21 protein-coding genes are annotated in these 20,296 nt (G+C 73.2%); 13 read left to right on the top strand and 8 right to left on the bottom strand.

All coding sequences use genetic code 11. The features are described 5' to 3' along the window. Positions 1-123 precede the first annotated feature (123 nt). Positions 124-585, bottom strand: coding sequence for an Lrp/AsnC family transcriptional regulator (locus tag MET2598_RS0126260; protein WP_018262890.1), 462 nt, complete (start codon positions 583-585; stop codon positions 124-126). Positions 586-744: 159 nt separating this feature from the next. Here MET2598_RS0126260 and MET2598_RS0126255 point away from each other — a divergent pair, with 159 nt between their 5' ends. The 3 genes from MET2598_RS0126255 (at position 745) to MET2598_RS0126245 (ending at position 4,538) form a co-directional block, all read left to right on the top strand. Continuing rightward, positions 745-1,758 carry a 1-aminocyclopropane-1-carboxylate deaminase gene (locus MET2598_RS0126255; protein WP_012330260.1) on the top strand — a complete coding sequence of 338 codons (1,014 nt, stop codon included), beginning with the start codon at positions 745-747 and terminating at the stop codon, positions 1,756-1,758. A gap of 499 nt (positions 1,759-2,257) precedes the next feature. After that, positions 2,258-4,072: a methyl-accepting chemotaxis protein gene (locus MET2598_RS0126250; RefSeq protein ID WP_018262889.1), complete on the top strand. Its 1,815-nt coding sequence runs from the start codon at positions 2,258-2,260 to the stop codon at positions 4,070-4,072. A 55-nt stretch (positions 4,073-4,127) separates the two neighbouring features. Beyond that, positions 4,128-4,538: a rhodanese-like domain-containing protein gene (locus MET2598_RS0126245; protein WP_012330262.1), complete on the top strand. Its 411-nt coding sequence runs from the start codon at positions 4,128-4,130 to the stop codon at positions 4,536-4,538. A gap of 114 nt (positions 4,539-4,652) precedes the next feature. On the opposite strand, the gene MET2598_RS0126240 is transcribed toward MET2598_RS0126245, so the two are convergent. From MET2598_RS0126240 to MET2598_RS0126230, 3 genes are all read right to left on the bottom strand, one after another. Further along, positions 4,653-6,062 carry a sensor histidine kinase gene (locus tag MET2598_RS0126240; protein ID WP_018262888.1) on the bottom strand — a complete coding sequence of 470 codons (1,410 nt, stop codon included), beginning with the start codon at positions 6,060-6,062 and terminating at the stop codon, positions 4,653-4,655. Then, positions 6,059-6,745 (bottom strand): response regulator transcription factor, encoded by a 687-nt coding sequence (locus MET2598_RS0126235; protein WP_012330264.1) that lies wholly within the window; start codon positions 6,743-6,745, stop codon positions 6,059-6,061. Before MET2598_RS0126235 ends, MET2598_RS0126240 begins: the two co-directional genes overlap by 4 nt. A gap of 547 nt (positions 6,746-7,292) precedes the next feature. After that, entirely contained in the window at positions 7,293-7,748 is a 456-nt protein-coding gene (locus MET2598_RS0126230; protein ID WP_012330265.1) for a MucR family transcriptional regulator, read from the bottom strand. Positions 7,749-8,106: 358 nt separating this feature from the next. Between MET2598_RS0126230 and MET2598_RS0126225 the strand changes: the two genes are divergently transcribed. Continuing rightward, positions 8,107-8,328 (top strand): hypothetical protein, encoded by a 222-nt coding sequence (locus MET2598_RS0126225; RefSeq protein WP_012330266.1) that lies wholly within the window; start codon positions 8,107-8,109, stop codon positions 8,326-8,328. Positions 8,329-8,372: 44 nt separating this feature from the next. Here the strand turns inward: MET2598_RS0126225 and MET2598_RS42365 are convergent, their stop codons facing one another. After that, positions 8,373-8,546, bottom strand: a complete 174-nt coding sequence (locus tag MET2598_RS42365; RefSeq protein WP_018262887.1) for a hypothetical protein — start codon at positions 8,544-8,546, stop codon at positions 8,373-8,375. 87 nt (positions 8,547-8,633) lie between these two features. After that, positions 8,634-9,029 carry a response regulator gene (locus MET2598_RS0126215; protein WP_018262886.1) on the bottom strand — a complete coding sequence of 132 codons (396 nt, stop codon included), beginning with the start codon at positions 9,027-9,029 and terminating at the stop codon, positions 8,634-8,636. Between the two features lie 389 nt (positions 9,030-9,418). On the opposite strand from MET2598_RS0126215, the gene pal reads away from it, so the two are divergent. The 4 genes from pal (at position 9,419) to ftsH (ending at position 14,050) form a co-directional block, all read left to right on the top strand. After that, positions 9,419-9,925: a peptidoglycan-associated lipoprotein Pal gene (gene pal, locus MET2598_RS0126210; RefSeq protein WP_012330269.1), complete on the top strand. Its 507-nt coding sequence runs from the start codon at positions 9,419-9,421 to the stop codon at positions 9,923-9,925. Positions 9,926-10,031: 106 nt separating this feature from the next. After that, on the top strand, positions 10,032-10,973 hold the full coding sequence (gene ybgF / locus MET2598_RS0126205) for a tol-pal system protein YbgF (protein ID WP_012330270.1): 942 nt from the start codon (positions 10,032-10,034) through the stop codon (positions 10,971-10,973). Beyond that, complete coding sequence (gene tilS, locus MET2598_RS0126200; RefSeq protein WP_018262885.1) at positions 10,970-12,004, top strand: tRNA lysidine(34) synthetase TilS; 1,035 nt, start codon at positions 10,970-10,972, stop codon at positions 12,002-12,004. Before ybgF ends, tilS begins: the two co-directional genes overlap by 4 nt. Before the next feature lie 123 nt (positions 12,005-12,127). Then, entirely contained in the window at positions 12,128-14,050 is a 1,923-nt protein-coding gene (ftsH, locus tag MET2598_RS0126195) for an ATP-dependent zinc metalloprotease FtsH (protein ID WP_012330272.1), read from the top strand. A gap of 96 nt (positions 14,051-14,146) precedes the next feature. On the opposite strand, the gene MET2598_RS42360 is transcribed toward ftsH, so the two are convergent. Then, a complete protein-coding gene (locus tag MET2598_RS42360) occupies positions 14,147-14,323 on the bottom strand; it encodes a hypothetical protein (protein ID WP_012330273.1) in 177 nt (58 codons plus the stop codon). 484 nt (positions 14,324-14,807) lie between these two features. On the opposite strand from MET2598_RS42360, the gene minC reads away from it, so the two are divergent. From minC to MET2598_RS0126170, 4 genes are all read left to right on the top strand, one after another. Then, positions 14,808-15,503 (top strand): septum site-determining protein MinC, encoded by a 696-nt coding sequence (minC, locus tag MET2598_RS0126185; RefSeq protein ID WP_012330274.1) that lies wholly within the window; start codon positions 14,808-14,810, stop codon positions 15,501-15,503. A 120-nt stretch (positions 15,504-15,623) separates the two neighbouring features. Beyond that, positions 15,624-16,439, top strand: coding sequence for a septum site-determining protein MinD (gene minD / locus MET2598_RS0126180; RefSeq protein WP_012330275.1), 816 nt, complete (start codon positions 15,624-15,626; stop codon positions 16,437-16,439). Then, positions 16,436-16,705, top strand: a complete 270-nt coding sequence (gene minE / locus MET2598_RS0126175; RefSeq protein WP_018262883.1) for a cell division topological specificity factor MinE — start codon at positions 16,436-16,438, stop codon at positions 16,703-16,705. Before minD ends, minE begins: the two co-directional genes overlap by 4 nt. Before the next feature lie 60 nt (positions 16,706-16,765). Further along, the gene (locus tag MET2598_RS0126170) at positions 16,766-17,356 is read left to right on the top strand and encodes a hypothetical protein (protein ID WP_018262882.1); all 591 of its coding nucleotides are present in this window, start codon (positions 16,766-16,768) and stop codon (positions 17,354-17,356) included. A gap of 373 nt (positions 17,357-17,729) precedes the next feature. Here MET2598_RS0126170 and MET2598_RS0126165 read toward each other — a convergent pair whose 3' ends face one another. Beyond that, positions 17,730-18,980, bottom strand: coding sequence for a NupC/NupG family nucleoside CNT transporter (locus MET2598_RS0126165; RefSeq protein ID WP_018262881.1), 1,251 nt, complete (start codon positions 18,978-18,980; stop codon positions 17,730-17,732). 179 nt (positions 18,981-19,159) lie between these two features. Here MET2598_RS0126165 and MET2598_RS38260 point away from each other — a divergent pair. Then, positions 19,160-20,296: caspase family protein (locus MET2598_RS38260; RefSeq protein WP_018262880.1), on the top strand; the 1,137-nt coding region annotated here is incomplete at its 3' end.

Genomic DNA, 20,296 nt, shown 5'->3' with positions numbered 1-20,296 from the left:
GACCTCCCGTCGGGGCCGTGTCGCCCCTCGGAGCGGTGGTGGCACGATCCCGCGCGGGCGACAACCGGCTGCGGCGCGGGCCGCCCCGGCAGCGCCACCGGTCATGAGAAATGACCGCTGATCTCAGAAGTCGAGGGGCGCCGCGTCGATCACCTCCTTCATCACGAAGAAGGTGCGGGTCTGGCGGACGCCCGGGAGCGCGATCAACTGCTCGCCGTGCAGGCGGTTGAAATCGGCCATGTCGCCGACCCGGATCTTCAGCACGTAGTCGAAATCCCCCGCCACGAGGTGGCAGTCGAGCACGAAGCCGAGGGAGACCACGGCCCGCTCGAAGGTGGCGAAGCTCTCGGGCGTCGAGCGGTCGAGGACCACCCCGACCAGGACCAGCGCGCCCCGCCCCACCGCCCGGGGCGCCACCAGGGCGCGCACGCCGGTGATCAGGCCCTCGCGCAGGAGCCGCTGCATCCGACGGTGGCAGGTGGCGGGGCTGAGATTCACCCTCTGGGCGAGTTCCGCATTCGTCAGCCGCCCGTTCTCCTGCAGGAGGCGCAGCATGCGCAGGTCGGTGCGATCGGGCGCTCTCATGCTGAAAGGATCCTCCACATCGTGCCGTTCCGGCGGGTGGATTACTCATAGCACGGCAGATCCTGCGCGGCTCCTGCCGCGCTGGGGCGGAACTTCGGGAGCACCTTTCACCCGACCGCTGCTACGGTCGCGCCGTCATCCCGACCGGAGCCTCACCCCATGCTCGCCCGCTTCGAACGCTATCCCCTGACCTTCGGCCCGACCCCGATCGAGCGGCTCTCGCGGCTCTCGGCCCATCTCGGGGGCAAGGTCGACCTCTACGCCAAGCGCGAGGACTGCAATTCGGGCCTCGCCTTCGGCGGCAACAAGCTGCGCAAGCTCGAATACATCGTGCCGGACGCGATCGCGTCGGGCGCCGACACCCTGGTGTCGATCGGCGGCGTGCAGTCGAACCACACCCGCATGGTCGCGGCGGTGGCCGCCAAGATCGGCATGAAGTGCCGGCTGGTGCAGGAGGCCTGGGTCCCGCACGAGGACGCGGTCTACGACCGGGTCGGCAACATCATGCTGAGCCGGATCATGGGCGCGGATGTCCGCTTGGTCGAGGACGGGTTCGACATCGGCATCCGGTCGAGCTGGGAGCAGGCGATCGCGGAGGTCAAGGCGGCGGGCGGCAAGCCCTACGCGATCCCGGCCGGCGCCTCGGTGCACAAGTACGGCGGGCTCGGCTACGTCGGCTTCGCCGAGGAGGTGCGCGCGCAGGAGCGCGAGCTGGGCTTCGCCTTCGACTACATCGTCGTCTGCACCGTCACCGGCTCGACCCATGCGGGGATGCTGGTGGGCTTCGCCAAGGACGGGCGCGAGCGCCGCGTCATCGGCATCGACGCCTCGGCGACCCCTGCCCAGACCAGGGCGCAGGTGCTCGAGATCGCCCGGCGCACGGCGGATCTGGTGGATCTCGGGCGCGAACTCTCGGCCGACGACGTCGTGCTCAACGAGGATTACGCCTACCCGATCTACGGCGTGCCCTCGGCCGAGACCAAGGAGGCGATCCGCCTCTGCGGGCGGCTCGAAGGCATGATCACGGACCCGGTCTACGAGGGGAAGTCGATGCAGGGGATGATCGACCTCGTGCGCAAGGGCTTCTTCCCCGCCGGTGCCAAGGTGCTCTACGCGCATCTCGGCGGCGCGCCGGCCCTCAACGGCTACGCCTACGCCTTCCGCAACGGCTGACGCGCCGCGGGCCCGCGCGATCCCGCGCGGCGTGCACCGGAGCCTGCGCGCCGCATCCGCCGGGCGCCCCCGTCGCGGGGACCCGGCGGGTCGCGTCGGGCCGCGAGGGCGTGAACGCGGGCCGAGGGGATCGCGGCCTCGGCCCTCCAGACCTTCGCCGCGTGTCCGGCCCGGTCTCACCCCTCCGGCACGGATCAACGGCCCGTCGATCCCGGTCTCGTCGCAGGATCGAGCCGATGCACGAGCCTTCCCGGCTGCCCGGGCCACACCCCAGCATCACGTCGCGAGGGCGATGACAGAATCGCGGCTTAACTATCTTGTTCGGGATTTTTAATTGAAATTAACTATCTGCCAAACCCGACATTGCGAGGAACTCCGTTCGAATTCGGTACTGCTTACTCTAGGCTAACCTTCCGAAAGGCAAGAGCCTGTTTAACATATTTTTAATATGAACCATTGTAGGCTGAACTGCACTTCAAGCCCACCCCGGCAGGTCGTCTTGAGCCTGATCGGTCGCATCGCCACCGCGAGCGTGGTGGCCAACCTCATCATCCTGGCGACCGCGGCCCTGATCGGAAGCCGGATGTCGAGAGGCTACGAGGCGGAGTTCTTCGCCTTCCACCGCGGCCAGAGTCAGTCGATCCTCGACGCGCAGATCCGCAGCGAGGTCTGGGAGGATTACGGCACCAAGTTGACCGACGTCGCCCGGGAGGTGGCCCAGGGCGAGACGGTCCGGTCGGTCATGGCCGAGAAGGGCAGCGGTTCGGAGCGCTTGGCGGCGGAGTGGTCGCGCGGCGCCGTGTCGAGCGGGAAGATTGCGCTCCTCGGCATCACGCTCCTCGACGGACAAGGCCACCGGATCGCCGAGCACTGGACGGCGGGGGCGAGCCTCCCCCCCGCCCTCGCCGAGGCCGTGATCCGGCGCGAGGGACGCGACCGCTTCCAGGTCCTGCGCAAGGTCTGGTTGGACGACGGGCTTCCTCGCCTGACCGTCGCGGTGCCGATCGGCGGATTGCGGATCTCCGGCTACGCCCTGCTGCATGCCGACCCGATGCCGGCCTTCCAGAACCTGGACGCGCTGGTCGGCATGGCCCTGGAGATCACCAGCCTCTCCGGGGCGCCGCTCCTGGCGGGCCGCGGCGGGTTGCAGGCCGGATCGGGCAGCACGATCCACGATCTCGTCGCGCACGGCCCGGACGGCACGCGGATCGCCAGGATCCGGGCGCGGGCGGATACCCGCTCGCTGGAGGAGCGGCTCGCCGGCGTCGGGGCGCACGCCCTCGTGGTCTTCTGCACCGTCTGCGGGCTGGTGGCGCTGCTCACCGGCGGGGCGATCCTGATGCTGGCGCGGGTCGCCGCCCGGCAGAGCGCAACCGCCGCCCGCCAGGCGACGCGGCTCGAGCGCGACAGGGAGGAGGCGGCGCGGCGCGAGCGGGAGCGGGCGGAGGAGATCCGCCGCGCCCAGCGCGAGGCCGAGATGCAGTCGTTGGCGGACACCATCGAGGCGCGCGTGCGCCGCACGGCCGCGGCCTGCGTTCAGGACGCCGAGACCGCAGCGGCCGCGTGCCGGCAGCTCACCGGGCAATCCGAGCGGGCCGGCGTCGAGGTCGGCGAGGCGGAGCGGCTCTGCGCCGCCTCGCTCGCCACCGCCCACGCGGTCGCGGCGGCGGGCGCGCAGTTCCGCGCCTCGATCGGCCGGATCGCCGGCGAATCCGCCGCCGCGGCCGACCGCACCGGGGACGTGGTCGCCCTCGCCGAGCAGGCCCGCGATCGGATCGGACAGCTGGTGCGGGCGAGCGAGGAGATCGGACAGGTGGTGCGCCTGATCGGGGCGATCTCGCAGCAGACCAACCTGCTGGCGCTGAATGCCACGATCGAGGCGGCCCGGGCCGGCGAGGCCGGCCGCGGCTTTGCGGTCGTCGCCGCCGAGGTCAAGGAACTCGCCTCCCAGACAGGCCGGGCGACCGAGGACATCGTCGGCCGCATCGGCGCGATCCAGGCCGGAACCGGGGACGCGGTGGCCTCGATCGGCGAGGTGGCGGCGGCGATCGGCGAGGTCGACGGCGCCTTCCGCAGCATCGCGGCGGCGGTGAGCGAGCAGGACGCCGCCGTCGCCCAGATCGCCCGGAACGCGGAGGACTCGGTGGCGGCGGGCCGCGGCCTCTCCGGCAACATCGCGGGGCTCGGCCGGACGATCGAGGCCTTCGATCGCGGCTCGCGGGACTCCGCCGCTTCGATGCAGGGCCTCGCGAGTGCCGTGGCGGGCCTCGACCGCGAGGTCGGCGCCCTCGTCCTGCGCCTCAAGTCAGCCTGAGCGGCACCCCGACGGCGCCGTCCCGGTCCCGAATCCACCCCAAGGAGACTCCCCGATGACCCGACTTCTCTGCCTCGTCTGCCTGCTCGTCTGCACCGCCCTGCCTGCCCGGGCACAGGCCCCGATGCAGATTCAGGGCGCGACCACGGTCGACGCGCAGCAGATCCTGGCCCTCGTCGAGGCCAAGCCCGACCTTGCGATCATCGACAATCGCCGTCCGGAGGATTTCAACGCCGGCCATCTCGACGGCGCCGTCCGCCTCCTCGACACCGACCTCACCGCGGAGGCCCTGGCCGGCATCGTCAAGGCGAAGTCCGCACCGGTGCTGTTCTACTGCAACGGCCCGAAATGCGGCCGAGCCGCCAAGGCCGCCAAGGCCGCCGTCGACCTTGGCTACACGCAGGTGTACTATTATTCCCTGGGGATGGACGAGTGGAACAAGCTCAACCTGCCGCTCTCGAAGTGAATCCCCGGAGTGGATGCCGGCTCCCGTGCACCGGCCGGTCGCCCTCGGCGGGACGGGCCTGCTGTCGCGCCGGACGAGCCGCCGCGGCCGCAGCCGCCTGTCGGACGGCGCGGCTCAGGCGGCCGGGAGCACGAGGCTCGCGCGCAGCCCCGGCCCGTTGTCTTCCAGGACGAAGCGGCCCTGGTGGAGGCGGGCGACGGCGTTGACGAGGCTCAGGCCGAGACCGAAGCCGGGGTTGGAGCGCGCCGTCTCCAGGCGCACGAAGCGCTCCAGCACCCGGCCGCGCTCGGCCGCCGGAATGCCGATGCCCCGGTCGGCCACGGTGAGGCGCACCTCCGCGCCCTCCCGGCGCGCCGCGACGCGGACCTCCGGGGTCTCGGCCTCGGCGCCGTATTTCAGCGCATTGTCGATCAGGTTCGCCAGCGCCTGGCCGATCAGCTCGCGGCTGCCATGCACGACGAGCCCCTCGGCGACGTCGGTCGTGAGCGCGACGCCGCGCTCCTCGGCCACCGCCTCGTAGAGCTCCGCCACCTCCAGCGCGACCGCCCCCGCGTCGAACGCCGCGAGGTTTTCCCGGGTGCCGCCGGCCTCCAGGCGGGCGATCATCAGGAGGGCGTTGAAGACCCGGATGAGGTTGTCGCTCTCCTCGATGTTGGCCTCCAGCGCCGCCCGCAGGGTGGCGGGGTCGCGCCCGGCGCGCAGGGCCTCGTCGGCCTTGTTGCGCAGGCGGGTCAGCGGCGTCTTGAGGTCGTGGGCGATGTTGTCGGAGACCTCGCGCAGGCCCCGCATCAGCTCGCCGATCCGGTCGAGCATGGCGTTGAGGTTCTGGGCGAGGCGGTCGAGCTCGTCGCCGGTCCCGGCGAGCGCCAGCCGCCCGCCGAGGTCGCCCGCCATGATGCCGCGGGTGATCTCCGTCATCGCGTCGACCCGCTTGAGCACCCGCTGGGCGATGAACAGGCTGCCGACGAAGCCGAGCCCCACCACCAGCATCAGCGACCACGCGAAGGCGCGGGCGATCACCGCGCGCAGGCGGTCGCGCTCCTCGACGTCGCGCCCGACGAGCAGGCGGAACCCCCCGGGCAGCGTGAAGATCCGCACGATCGCCCGGTGGTCGAGGCGGTCGCCGTCGGTGCTGCGGCCGTAGGCCGTCTCGGTCTGGCCCGGCTCGGACAGGAGGCCGGGCGGCAGGGTCTCGACGTTGCCGACCACGTGCTCGCCCGCGGGCGTGGTGACGAGGTAGAGCGAGGCCCCGGGCTCGCGCGCCCGCCGCTCCACCACGCCGACGAGGCGGCGGATGCCGCCCGCCGCGTATTGCTCGGAGAGGCCGTTGATCTCCGCCTCGATGGTGGAGACGATCTGCTCGTCGAGCACCTGCCGGGCGTTCCAGGCGACGTAGCCGAGCGCGAAGAAGGCGAAGGCCGCGAAGACCAGGAGGTAGGCCAGGGAGAGCTTGAAGGCGGTGGTGCGGAACAGCGTGACGAGTCGCGCCGGCAGGCCCTCGCTCCCGGGGAGGCGCGCGGTCACGCCTCGCCGCCGGCCCGGACCATGTAGCCGGCCCCCCGCACGGTGTGGATCATCGGCCGGTCGAAGCCCTTGTCGACCTTGGCGCGCAGGCGCGAGACGTGGACGTCGATGACGTTGGTCTGGGGGTCGAAATGGTAGTCCCAGACGTGTTCGAGCAGCATCGTGCGGGTCACGACCTGCCCGGCATGGCGCATCAGGTACTCGAGGAGCCGGAACTCCCGCGGCTGCAGCACGATCTCCTGCCCGCCGCGGGTGACCCTGTGGGAGAGCCGGTCGAGTTCGAGGTCGCCGACCCGGTAGGCGGTCGGCTCGCCCGCCCCTCCCCCGCGGCGGCGCGCCAGCACCTCGACGCGCGCGAGCAGTTCCGAGAAGGCGTAGGGCTTGGGCACGTAATCGTCGCCGCCGGCCCGCAGGCCCTTGACCCGGTCGTCGACCTGCCCGAGCGCCGACAGGATCAGCACGGGGGTCTCGACGCCCTGCTCGCGCAGCGAGCGGATCAGCGACAGCCCGTCGAGCTTCGGCAGCATGCGGTCGACCACCAGGACGTCGTAGCTTCCCTCGCGGGCGAGGGCGTAGCCGTCGAGGCCGTCCGCCGCGAGATCCGCCACGTGGCCGGCCTCCCGGAAGGCCTTGGCGAGGTAGGACGCCGCCTCGCGGTCGTCCTCGATGATCAGCAGGCGCATGGCGGCGGCACCGGGGGCAGTGATGGACCGGGGACAGGGAGCGTGCGGGCCGGGTTGGGCGCCGGGTGCGGCGCCCTCCGCGGCGGCCAGCCACGCCCCGGCTGGCCGCGCGGCGGGCTGCACGTCGCTCGCGCGACACGACACTTGTCTCCGGTCCATGACTGCCTCTAGGCAGGTTTGCGCCGGCGGACCACCGCGACCCTGCTCAGCATATCGGGACGACGCGGGTTTTCGAGACGGAACCGCGCGACCCTGTTCCGCTCCCCGCGAGGAGGTCGCGGGGAATCGGCACCCGGCCCCCCGACGTGCCGGCCGGGGGCGCGGCGCGGCACGTCGGGTTCGCCTCCTGGAGGGCGGCAGGCCGGGCGAGGGCCCGGCCTGCCGCGGCGGGAACCGGCGGATCGTCTGGGGGGCGACGATCAGTCCGACGGTCCGGCCCTCGGGGCCGGAGCGGGGGGACCCGTGGGGGGATGAGGCCCCGCCGCGTCCGGCGACGGCACTTGTTCTGGGCCCGGCCGGCTTACGCCCGCGTCTCCGCCAGATGAAATTACGGTAAGGCGCCCTCCGCGGTCTTCGCGGCGCCCGCCCGCTCCGGCTTGGCGATCGGCAGGCCGAGGGTGAGGGCCCGGGCGAGTTCGGAGCGCCGCTTGGAATACTCGGCGGAGGTCATCGGGTAGTCGGGGGGCAGGCCCCATTTCTGGCGGTAGGTCTCGGGCGTCAGGCCGAGGCGGGTCAGGTGCCGGCGCAGCGTCTTGTAGGGCTTGCCGTCCTCGAAGCTGATCAGCGCCTCGGGCGTGACCGAGCGGCGGATCTCGCTGGCGGTGGGCTTGGGCGGCCCCTCCTGGACAGGAGTACCGTGACTGGCCACGCGCAGGGCGCCGTGGATCTCGGCGATCAGGCGGGGCACCTCGCCGGTCTGCAGGTGGTTGCGGCTGAGATAGGCGGTCGCGATGTCAGCCGTCAGCGCAGCCAGCTTGGCGGCATTCGTGTTACTCGGTTGCATGAGACTTAAGGCCTCGGTCTGCGGGTTTCTCCCCTTAGGGAATGTCCAATTATCACGGTTACAGCGTCTTAAAAAGAGCGTTGCGTCAGCAGAAACAACGCATTCGCGCCGGGCCATGCCCTTGCGTCATGGGCCGCCGCTTCACTCTGGCGGCGGGGCGAAGACGAGGGGAATCATTGGTCGTGCGGGGCGCGGCGCGCGCCGGGAGCTGCGCCCCGCCGGGTCGCGGAAGGGCGGGGACGGTTCGCCCGCCGGCGCGTTGGCTCACCGGCAGCCGCCCGCCCACCCGCGACCCGGGCGAGGGCGCGGGGCGGCCCGCGCGGCGGGCGTCGCGCGGAGCAACCAGGGAGAGCGCAGGATGACCCAGGCGAAGGATCCCGGCCCGAGGGGCGGCACGCGGCGGCGCGCGCGGGATTTCGGCGACTCGGCCGGAGAAGGCAGCGGCGGGTCAGGGCTCGACCGGCACGAGGTCGGCGACGGCGTGCCCCTGACCGAGCACCCGCACAACCCGCTCGACGACGTGATGACGCCGCCCCTCGGCACGGCTCCGCGGGAGCGGCGCGGCCCGCGCCGGCCCTGAGACGGGCGGGCCGAACGCGGCAGGGTCTCGGCGCGAGGGCCCGATCAGGGGCCGCCCGCGAGCGCGCCGATCACCGCCATCACGAATTCGTCGAGGGCGATGCGGCCCTTCACCCGCACGGCCGCCTCGCCCTCGTCGGACACGCGGAGGTCGCCCGCTTCCGCCCGGCGCCGCAACTCGGCCGGGATCGCGTCGCGCACGGGATCGTCCAGGGTCACGGGGGAATCCCAGGGCGGCTCGCCGCGGGACAATAGCCGCGAGCGCTCGCAGAGTCCGGCCGGGCCGGAGAGGCCGGGTCCGGCGCCTCAGGCGCAGCGCTGGCCGACCTCGCCGCGCATCATGCGGGCGACGCCCACCAAGTCGTCGAGGGCGAAGGGCTTCTGCAGCACGATTCCCCCGCGCGCCCGCCGGGGATCGAGGTGGACCGTCGTCGAGGCGAAGACGACCGGGCGGGTCGCGTGCAGCGCCCGATAGGCCTCGGCCACCATCCAGCCATCGATCAGCCCGGGCAGGACGATGTCGGTGAAGAGCCAGTCCACGGCCGGGCCGTGGCGGCGCAGCAGCGTCAGGGCCGCCTCGCCGCTCGACGCCGCGTGCGCGGTGAGGCCCTCCTGCGCCAGGAGGGCGACGATCAGTTCGAGGAGGAGGTAATTGTCCTCGACGACCAGGACGCTCGTCGGGCGGAGGGAGGTCGCAGCCATGCCGTCGGTCTCGCGGGGGGTTCCCTCACGCTGGCGGGCGAGGGTTAACGAAGGCTGAGGCGTCCCGGCCCCCGCGCCCGCCCTCCCCCGCCACCGTTGCGGATGCGCAACAGCGGGGCCGTTCCTGCGCCCGACGCGTGCTGCGCCGCAGCGTGGCCGCAATTGACGCTTGATTCACCCTGCGTCGCGGTTCCGGAGGCCGCGCGCCCCGCCGCCGGTCCGGCGCAAGGGCCCGTCAAGGTTGACGGAACCTTCGCTTAACCCCGAGGAGCCTAAGCCTGTCGCCAGTGCGGCGGGGCGCGGACCCGCCGGCGCAGGGGCGGCCGCGCCCCTGCCGCCGGGAAGAGCCCCTCCCGCGGGGCCCGGCCCCGCCAAAGGAGTATCCATCGATGTCGCTGCCGCTCGCTCCGTCGCGCGTGCTCAGGGCCGCCGCCGCTCTCGCCTTCGCCCTGTCGATCGCCGCCTGCTCGTCGAACAAGGACCTCGCGGACGCCTCCGCCTACGCGGCGGGCGGCGCCGCCACCCCGGGCAGCGCTCAGGATTTCGTGGTCAATGTCGGCGACCGCGTCTTCTTCGAGACCGATTCCACCGACCTGACCGCCACCGCCACCGCCACCCTCGACAAGCAGGCCCAGTGGCTCTCCCGCTACCCGCGCTACACGTTCCTGATCGAGGGGCACGCGGACGAGCGCGGCACGCGGGAGTACAATTTCTCCCTCGGGGCGCGCCGCTCCCAGGCGGTGCGCGACTACCTGACCTCGCGGGGCATCGCCGCCTCGCGGATGCGCACGGTCTCCTACGGCAAGGAGCGCCCGGTCGCGGTCTGCAACGACATCTCGTGCTGGTCGCAGAACCGCCGCGCCGTCACGGTCCTGGACGGCGGCGCCGGCTCCTGAGGCGCCGCCCTCCGGCGGGGCGGCACCGGCCGGGGCCGCCCCACTTTTGCCGCGCGGCGGCGGATCTGCTATCGCGCTCCCCCGCCGCGCCAGCGAAACGCCGCCCATGCTCCGCCGCCTGATCCTCGCCACCGGTCTCCTCCTCGCCGCCTCGCTGCCCGGGCGCGCGCAGGACGCCGCCGACCTCGTCGTGCGGCTCAACCGGCTGGAAAACCAGTCCCGCCAGATGGCCGGACAGATCGAGACCCTCCAGTACGAGAACCGCCAGCTCAAGGAGCAGCTGCGCAAGTTCCAGGAGGACGTCGAGTTCCGCTTCCAGGAGGGCAAGGGCGGGCGCACGGCCGCGCCCGCGGGCAAGCCCCAGAAGCGCGGCGACGCCTTCGATCCGACGACCTCGCCGGGCGCGCCCGGCGCCCCCCGGGCGCTCGGCGCGGCGCCCGGCGCCGCCCCGGCCCTCGCCACGGCGACGCCCTCGGCGCCCCGCGCCGCCGCCGCCGCGCCCGCGACGCCCAACACCACCGCGACCCTCAGCCCGCCGCCCGCGGCGATCGAGGAGGATCAGGTCCCCTCCTACGGCGAGCCCGTCGATCTCGCGCCCTCGGCCCGCGCCCCCGCGCCCCCGGCCCGCCCGCGCGAGAGCGTGGCCGCCACCGCGACCGGCGACGCGAAGGCCGATTACGAGGCCGCCTACGCCTACGTGCTGCAGCGCCAGTACGAGCAGGCCGAGATGCGGCTGCGCCAGTTCATCCAGTCCCACCCGCGCGACGCGCTGGTGCCCGACGCCACCTACTGGCTCGGCGAGACCTACCTGCAGCGCAACCGCACCCGCGAGGCGGCGGAGCAGTTCCTCAAGGTCTCGACCGACTACGCCCGCTCCCGCAAGGCGCCGGAGGCGATGCTGAAGCTCGGCGCCTCCCTCAACGCCCTCGGGGCCCGCGAGCAGGCCTGCGCCACGCTGGCCGAGCTGGAGCGCAAGTTCCCGCAGGCCCCGGCGAGCGTGCGGCAGGGCGTGGACCGGGAGCAGAAGCGGGCGCGCTGCGCCGCGTGAGCGACGCGGCCCGGCCGCTCGACCCGGACGAGGCCGCGCGCCGGCTCGGGCCCTGGCTCGGCGCCGGGGGCCAGGCGGGCGGCGTCGTGCTGGCGGTCTCCGGGGGACCGGACTCGACCGCCCTGATGGGCTGCGCCGCGGCGCTCCCGCCCCGCGTCCCGGTCCTCGTCGCCACGGTCGATCACGGGCTGCGCCCGGAATCGGGCGAGGAGGCCGCCGGGGTGGCGGCGCTCGCCGGGCGACTCGGCCTGCCGCACCGGATCCTGACCTGGCGCGGCGAGAAGCCCCGGACCCGCCTGCAGGAGGCGGCCCGCGCGGCGCGCTACGACCTCCTCCTCGGCCTCGCCCGCGAGGCGGGCGCCGGGGCGATCCTGACCGCCCACACCCTCGACGACCAGGCCGAGACCGTGCTGATGCGCCTCTGCGCCGGCTCGGGACCGGCGGGCCTCGCCGGCATCGCCCCGGCGCGGCGCCTCGGCGGCCTCCTGCTCGGGCGGCCCTTCCTCGACCTGCCGAAGGCGCGGCTCGTCGCCACCTGCGCGGCGGCGGGCTGGCCCTTCGCGGTCGACCCGGGCAACGCGGCGGCCCGCTTCGCCCGCGCCCGCCTGCGCCGGGTGATGCCGCTTCTCGCCGCCGAGGGTCTGACCCCGGCCCGGCTGGCCCGCCTCGCCGCGCGCCTGCGGCGAAACGAGGCGGCCCTCGCCGCGGCCGCCGAGGTGGCCCGCCCCTCCCTGGCCGCGGCGCCGGCCGGGCCGGGACGCCTCGCCCTCGACGCGGCGGGCCTCGCGGCCCTGCCCGAGGCGGTGGCGCTGCGGGTGCTGGCGGACGCGATCGCCGCCATCCGGGCCGGGGAGCGCCGCCCGGAGCGCCTGGAGCGCCTGGAGGAGGCCCTGTTCGGGCGGATCCTGCCGGCGATCGCGGCCGGGACGCCCCTGCGCCTCACGCTGGGCGGCGCCCTCCTCGACCTCGCGGGCGGCCGGCTCCTGCTCGCGCCCGAGCCGCCGCGGAGGCGGACGAAGCGGGCGGGCTAGCTCCTCACCTCCCGGGCGATTTACTTGGCAAGGGTGGGTGCGACCCCTACATTGGGGTCCGAGTGTCGGCAGCCATCCCTGCACGCCCGCATGGCGCCGCGCTCCACAGGGAATGTCGTCTCGATGAACCCCAATTTCCGCAATTTCGCCCTGTGGGTGGTCATCTTCCTGCTCGTCCTCGCGCTCGTGACCCTGTTCCAGAACCCGGGTCACCGCTCCGGCGGCAGCGAGATCGCCTACAGCCAGCTCCTCAACGACGCCGATGCGGGCCGCATCCAGAGCGTCGTGATCTCGGGGCAGGAGGTCAGCGGCAGCTATACGGGCGGCGGCACCTTCACGACCTACGCGCCCAACGATCCGTCGCTGGTGTCGAAGCTGCAGAGCAAGGGCGTGACCATCACGGCCCGGCCGCCCTCCGACAACACCCCCTGGTTCATCGCGCTCCTCGTGAACTGGCTGCCCATCCTGGTCTTCATCGGCGCCTGGATCTTCCTCAGCCGCCAGATGCAGTCCGGCGCCGGCCGCGCCATGGGCTTCGGCAAGTCGAAGGCCAAGCTCCTGACCGAGGCGCACGGCCGCGTCACCTTCGAGGACGTGGCGGGCGTCGACGAGGCCAAGGAGGACCTGCAGGAGATCGTGGAGTTCCTGCGCGATCCGCAGAAGTTCCAGCGACTCGGCGGCCGCATCCCGCGCGGCGTGCTCCTGGTCGGCCCTCCCGGAACCGGCAAGACGCTGATCGCGCGCGCCGTCGCGGGCGAGGCCAACGTGCCCTTCTTCACCATCTCGGGCTCCGACTTCGTCGAGATGTTCGTGGGCGTCGGCGCCTCGCGGGTGCGCGACATGTTCGACCAGGCGAAGAAGAACGCGCCCTGCATCATCTTCATCGACGAGATCGACGCGGTCGGCCGCCATCGCGGCGCCGGCCTGGGCGGCGGCAACGACGAGCGCGAGCAGACCCTCAACCAGCTCCTCGTGGAGATGGACGGATTCGAGGCCAACGAGGGCATCATCATCATCGCGGCGACGAACCGCCCCGACGTGCTCGACCCGGCGCTGCTGCGGCCCGGCCGCTTCGACCGCCAGATCATCGTGCCGAACCCGGACGTGATCGGCCGCGAGCGCATCCTGCGCGTCCACGTGCGCAAGGTGCCGCTGGCCCCGGACGTCGACCTGAAGGTGATCGCGCGCGGCACGCCCGGCTTCTCGGGCGCGGACCTGATGAACCTCGTCAACGAGGCCGCCCTGCTCGCGGCGCGGCGCGGCAAGCGCATCGTCACGATGCACGAGTTCGAGGACTCGAAGGACAAGGTGATGATGGGCGCCGAGCGGCGCACCCTGGTCATGACCGACGACGAGAAGCGGCTCACCGCCTATCACGAGGGCGGCCACGCCATCGTGGCGCTCAACGTCCCGGCGACCGATCCCGTCCACAAGGCGACGATCATCCCGCGCGGCCGCGCGCTGGGCATGGTCATGCAGCTGCCCGAGCGCGACAAGCTCTCGATGTCCTTCGAGCAGATGACCTCGCGCCTCGCCATCATGATGGGCGGGCGCGTGGCCGAGGAGATGATCTTCGGCCCCGAGAAGGTGACCTCGGGCGCGCAGTCGGACATCGAGCAGGCGACCCGCCTCGCCCGCATGATGGTGACCCGCTGGGGCTTCTCGCCGGAACTCGGCACGGTCGCCTACGGCGAGAACAACGACGAGGTCTTCCTCGGCATGCAGGTCAACCGGCAGCAGAACGTGTCGGAGGCCACCGCCCAGAAGATCGACGCGGAGGTGCGCCGCCTCGTCGAGAGCGGCCTGCAGGACGCGCGCCGCATCCTGAGCGATCACCGCAACGACCTCGAGGCCCTCGCCCGCGGGCTCCTGGAATACGAGACCCTCAGCGGCGAGGAGATCCGCGACCTCCTCGACGGCAAGCCGCCGGTCCGCGACACCGGGGATTACCCCCCGGCCCCGGCCCGCGGCTCGCCGGTCCCCTCGGCCGGCCGCGGCCGGCCGCGGGAGAGCGACGGCGGCTACGAGCCGCAGCCGCAGGCCTGAGGCGGCCGCACCGGAACGCGAAGAGGGGCGGCGGGAGAGATCCCGCCGCCCCTCTTCGTTGCGGGCCGCCGCTTCGTCGCGGCGGCGTCCGGCGACCTACTTGCCGCCGCCGCCAGCCCCGCCGCCGCCGCCGCCGGCCGTGCCGGAGACCGGCTTGTTGTTCTGAGTCGCGTTCTCCGCCGCTCCGGCGGAACTGCCGGCCGGACGACCCTGGGCCAGGACGGGGCCGGCGACGAACATCAGCACGGCACTCAACGTCAGAATCTTGCGCATCGACTTCGCTCTCCTCGGACGAGCCGGTTCGATACCGGCACACTCCGCTAGGAACGCTTCATCCTGGCAATCGATCCCGAGTCTTGTGGGGTAAGCTTGGCGCTTCCTCAGGAGATAAGCCAAGCCGAGCAGAACAGCAGCACGAAAAACAAGCCCGAACTGAAAAGGACAGCTCGAACTTCACGGTACTGAAGGGGGATAGGATCGGGACCGGGCAGCATGGCGTGGGAACCGCGAGGAGCAGCGGCATCGTCTTCTCACGGCGAGCCTTAAAAGGCGATGATGATGATTGCGGAAGGTGCGGCAAGTCCGAGCTTGTCACTTGAACGCAACAAAGGCAGGCGGCGGCGGGCACCTGGGCGGTCGAGCCGGGCGCGGATCCGCCGGATCGACGAGTTCCGCCGGCCCGCCGGCGCGCCTCGCGCGGCGTTAACCAACCGGTAACCATCCCGGGCGCTTGATGGTGGCGGGCAACAAAGCGTCAATGACTGTGACCAGCACCCGCCACACCCGTCCCTCTCTGCCGCTGCGCGGCCGCGCCTTCCGGGCGCTGGTGCTGGCGCCCGAGAGACCCCTCGATGCCTGGTTCGCGCAGCTCGACGCGCTCGTCCTGCGCTCGCCCACGCTGTTCGCGGAGCGCGCGGTGATCCTCGACGCGGCCGGCCTCGCGCCGGAGGCGGAGGAGAGCGCCCCCGACCTCGCGCACCTCCTCGCCGAACTGGGCCGGCGGGGGATCCGCATCCTCGGGATCGAGCGGGCGGAGGCGACCTGGACCGACGCCGCGATGCCGCCGCGCCTCGCGGGCGGGCGGCCGGCGCCGATCACGCCGCCGATCGCCGACAAGCCCAAGCTGAATTCCTGCGTGCTGGAGACCTCCCTGCGCTCGGGGCAGAGCATCTTCCACCCGGACGGCGACGTCACCGTGATGGGCTCGGTCTCCTCCGGGGCGGAGATCCTGGCCGGCGGGTCGATCCACGTCTATGGCGCCCTGCGCGGCCGGGCGATCGCGGGGGCGGGCGGCAACCGCCGCGCGCGCATCTACTGCCGCAAGTTCCAGCCGGAGCTGCTCGGCATCGACGGGCTGTTCCGCACGGCCGAGACCACGGATCCGGGCCTGCACAACAAGGCCGTCCAGGTCTGGCTGGAACGCGACGCGCTGCGCATGGCGGCGCTCGACTGAGGTTTGGGCCGGCGACCGCGCCGGCCTCGCGAATGCGGACCTGCGGCGGCCCCAACGCGAGAGAGAACCGGCGCGAGGCCGCCCGCAACACCGAGCAAACAGATCTGGGGGACTGACACGATGGCCAAGGTTCTGGTTGTGACGTCGGGCAAGGGCGGGGTCGGGAAGACGACGACGACCGCCGCCCTGGGCGCCGCCCTCGCGCAGATGGGCGAGAACGTCTGCGTGGTGGATTTCGACGTCGGCCTGCGCAACCTCGACCTGGTGATGGGCGCCGAGCGCCGCGTCGTCTACGACCTCATCAACGTCGTCCAGGGCGACGCCAAGCTCGCCCAGGCCCTGATCCGCGACAAGCGCCTCGACACCCTCTCCCTCCTCCCCGCCTCCCAGACCCGCGACAAGGACGCGCTCACCGAGGAGGGCGTCGCCCGGGTCGTCACGGAACTGCGGGAGCGCTTCGACTGGGTGATCTGCGACAGCCCGGCCGGGATCGAGCGCGGCGCGACCCTGGCGATGCGCCACGCCGACGTGGCCGTGGTGGTCACCAACCCGGAAGTGTCCTCGGTCCGCGACTCGGACCGGATCATCGGGCTGCTCGATTCCAAGACGGTGCGGGCCGAGGCCGGCGAGTCGATCGACAAGCACCTGATCCTGACCCGCTACGAGCCCGCGCGGGCGGACAAGGGCGAGATGCTCCGGATCGAGGACGTGCTGGAGATCCTGTCGATCCCGCTGCTCGCGGTGGTGCCGGAGAGCGAGGAGGTGCTCAAGGCCTCCAACGTCGGCAGCCCGGTGACCCTGCACAACCCGGCGAGCGCGCCCTCCCGCGCCTACGTGGACGCGGTGCGACGCCTGCGCGGCGAGACCGTCGCGATGACGATCCCGACCGAGCGCCGCTCCCTCCTCAACCGCCTGATCCCGCGGAGGGCCGCGTGAAACCCTTCGGCTTCCGCTCCCGCCGGGGATCCGCGCTCGCCGCGCGCGACCGGCTCAAGTTCCTCCTCGCCCAGGACCGGGCGCTGTTCGGCCGGCGCGACCTCATCACCCTCCTGCGGGAGGAGGTCATGCTGGCGATCGCCAAGCACGTGGCGATCGACGTCGACAAGGTCCGCGTCAACCTGGACCGCCGGGGCGGCATCGCGACGCTGGGGATCGACATCGACCTCCCGGCGCACAAGGGTGCGAGTCTCGCGGGCGCCTGAATCGCCGCGGCGCCCGCCCGCGCGCCGCCGCGGCGAGCGCCCCCGCCCGAGAGGTTCCGGATGGCCACCGACGTGCCGACCATCTACGCCAACGCGGTCCTGGGCCTGAGCCTGCGCCGCCCGGGCATCCTGCAGCTGACCCTGGGGGCGGCCGGCTTCGCGGCGGAGGAGGCCGACGCGGTCGTGCGCCTCGCGCTGCCGGACGACACCGTGGTGGAACTCGTCGACGCCCTCGTCGAGGGGCTCCAGGCCGCCGCCGAGTCCGACGAGGAGGACGAGGAGGGCCCCGAGCCCTACGAGGCCTCCGTGGGGGACGTCGCCACGGCCGGGCTCCTCGCCACCACGCTCGCCACCGCGATGGGCGACGCGCTGAGCCTGCTCTCGGAGCGGCCCGACTTCGCCGAGCGCCTGAACGAGATCGAGGAGCGGGCGCTGCTGACCACGCGCAACTCCGTCTCGGAGGGCGTCTCGGTCGAGGACGAGGCCAAGGCCGTGCGCGACACGGTGGCGGTGCTCCAGAGCCTGTTCGCCCAGTGGCGCAGCGAGCACGGCCCGCCCTCCGATCCCCCTCCGCCCGAGACGCCGCCGCCCGACTCTCCTCCCGAAGCACCTCCGCCCGGGACGCCGCCGGAACCCGGGCCGACGGGCTGAGCGGCCCCGATCCAGGGCCCGCGGTCGGCTTCGGCTGCGCGAAAGCCGGCCGGGCCCCGCCGCGATCCCGATCCGGCGCGTCGCGGGGCGTCCGCGCGATCGCTCCGCGTCGCGGATGCCGACCCGGGGTCGCGGGGCGTGACCGCTGGAATCATCCCCCATCCGCTCGATCCCTTCGGGATGGCGGATGTGGGCTTCGCTCAGGCGCCGCGCGGGCTCATGATCCGCTCGATCCCTTCGGGATGGCGGATGTGGGCTTCGCTCAGGCGCCGCGCGGGCTCATGATCCGCTCGATCCCTTCGGGATGGCGGATTGGGGCTTCGCTCAGGCGCCGCGCGGGCGCGTGATCCGCTTCGATCAACCCGATCCCAGATCACTCCTCCACGAACAGGCCCGCGATGGCCGCGCTCGTGAAGTTCGACAGGCTGCCCGCCAGGATCGCCCGCAGCCCGTAGGAGGCGACCTCGGCCCGGCGCTCCGGGACGAGGCTGCCGAAGCTCGCGAGCTGGATCGCGATCGAGGCGAGGTTGGCGAAGCCGCAGAGGGCGAAGCACAGGATCGCGGTGGTGCGCCGGCCGAGTTCGCCGCTGCGCAGCACCGGCGAGAGATTGGCGTAGGCCAGGAACTCGTTGAAGGCGACCTTCTGGCCGATCGCCGTGCCCACGATGCCGGCCCGCTCCCAGGGCACGCCGAGGATCCAGGCGAGGGGCCGGAACAGCGCCCCGAGGATCGCCTCGATGGAGGCGCCCGCGACGCCGAGGAGGCCGCCGAGCCAGCCGACGAGGCCGTTCGCGAGCGCGATCAGGCCCACGAAGGCGATCAGCATGGCGCCCACCGCCACCGCGACGGCGAGGCCCTTCTGGGTGCCCTCCGCCGCGGCCTCGATCAGGTTGACGGCCCGGCGCTCGCCGAACTCGGCCCGCATGGTCCTGACCCGGCTCGGCTCCGTCGAGGGCACCAGGATCTTGGCGTAGAGGAGCCCGCCCGGGATCGCCATCACGGAGGCGGCGAGCAGGTACTCCATCGGCACGCCGAGGGCCGCGTAGCCGGCCAGGATCGAGCCCGCCGTCGAGGCCGCGCCGCTCGACATGACGGCGAAGAGCTCGGACCCGGTCAGGAGCGGCAGGAAGGGCCGCAGCGCCACCGCGATCTCGCTCTGGCCGATCGCGATGGTGATCACCGCCGAGAAGGTCTCGATCCGCGAGGTGCCGAGGAGCCGCTGCAGCGCGGCGCCGATCACCCGCGCCATCCCCTGCATGATCCCGAGATGGTAGAGCACCCCGATCAGCGCCGAGACGTAGACGATCTGCGGCAGCACCCGGAAGGCGAGCACGAAGCCGCCCTGGTCGAAGAGATCGAACATCCTGGGCGCGACGAGGCCGCCGAACAGGAAGGCCGCGCCCCGGTCGCCGTAGGCGAGCACCGCCGCGACCGCCTCGGCCGCCGTCCCGAGCAGGCGCCGCCCGGTGCGCAGGAGCAGGATCGCGGCCCCGAGCAGCACCTGGATGGCGAGGGCCGAGAGCACGGTCCGGGGCCGGATCGCCCGCCGGTCGGTGGAGGCCAGGACCGCGATCGCGAGGAGCACCGCGAGGCTCAGCGCGGCGTGCAGGATCCTCTCGGCCATCCGGTCTCCTCGGGTGCGGCACCGTCGCCCGCCGCGATGCGCCGGGACCGGCGCGGGCGCAAAGCTCTGGCAGAGCTCTCCCGGAGCGTGCAAGCGGGGTGCCGCGGCCGTTCAGGCCGAGTTCACGCGCCGCCGCCCGTAGTGCCCGGCGAGACGGGCTCAAGCCGCAGGGGGACGCGATGCCGCAGGCCGCGCGCAGGCTCATCGGATTCGTGGTTGGCCTGGCGGCCCTGGTTCTGCCGCTCGCCGGCCTCCGCGCCGCGCCGGCCGAGACCCGAATCGCGCTGGTGATCGGCAATGGCGCCTACCCGGCGGGCGCGCTCGCCACCGCGGCGAACGATGCCGGCCTCGTCGCCCAGACCCTGCAGGCGGCGGGATTCGACGTGGTCGGCGCCCGCGACCTCGACGAGGACGGGCTGCGCCGGGCGCTGCGCGACTTCACCGACAGGGCCGCGGCGGCCGGGCCGGAGGCGGTGGCCTTCGTGTACCTCGCGGGCTACGGGCTGCAGGTCGAGGGCGAGAACTACTTCGTGCCGGTCGATGCCCGCATCGGCGCGGCCTCGGACGTGCCGCTGCGGGCGCTGCGCGTCTCGGATTACGCCAAGCGCCTCGCCGCCCTGCCGCTGCGCGCCCGCTTCCTGGTGCTCGACGCGGGCCGCCGGGTGCCGTTCCGCGTCGCCGGCGAGCCGCTCGCGGGCGGCCTCGCCCTGGTCGAGGCGGAGCCGGACTCGCTCGTCGCGTTCAACGCGGCGCCCGGCACGGTCGCGCCGGAGGAGCCGGGCCCCTACGGCGCCTACGCGCAGGCCCTCGCCGAGATGATGCGGGAGGGCGGCCTCGCCCCGGCCGAACTGTTCGCGCGCGTCCGCCTGCGGGTGAGCGAGACGACCCGCGGCGCCGCCGTGCCCTGGCACAGCGCCCGGATCGGGGCGCCCTTCGTGTTCTTCGAGCGCGGCGCCGAGGCGCCGCCGCTTCCCGCGCTGCCGGGCACGGACCGGCGGCCCCTCGGGGAGATCGGGCCGCGGGACGCCTTCGCGCGCTGCCTGGAGCAGGACAGCCTGCAGGCCTACGAGGCGTTCCTGGCCGCCTACCCGCAGGACCCGCTCGCCAAGCGCGTGCGGGCGATCCTCGCGGCGCGGCGCGAGGCGCTGACCTGGCGCCGGTCGCGGGTGGCGGACACGCCGAACGCCTACTGGTCCTATCTCGACCGCTACCCGCGGGGCCCGCACGCCCCCGACGCGCGGCGGCGCCTGCGGCAGCTCGCCGCCGCGGCCGAGCCGCCCGACCACTTCGCCGCCCTCGCCTACGACGTGCCCCCG

This window comes from Methylobacterium sp. WSM2598 (genome assembly GCF_000379105.1).
Taxonomy (GTDB): Bacteria; Pseudomonadota; Alphaproteobacteria; order Rhizobiales; family Beijerinckiaceae; genus Methylobacterium.
The sequence above is the reverse complement of the archived record's forward strand: the minus strand, read 5'-3'. Positions and strand labels throughout refer to the sequence as shown.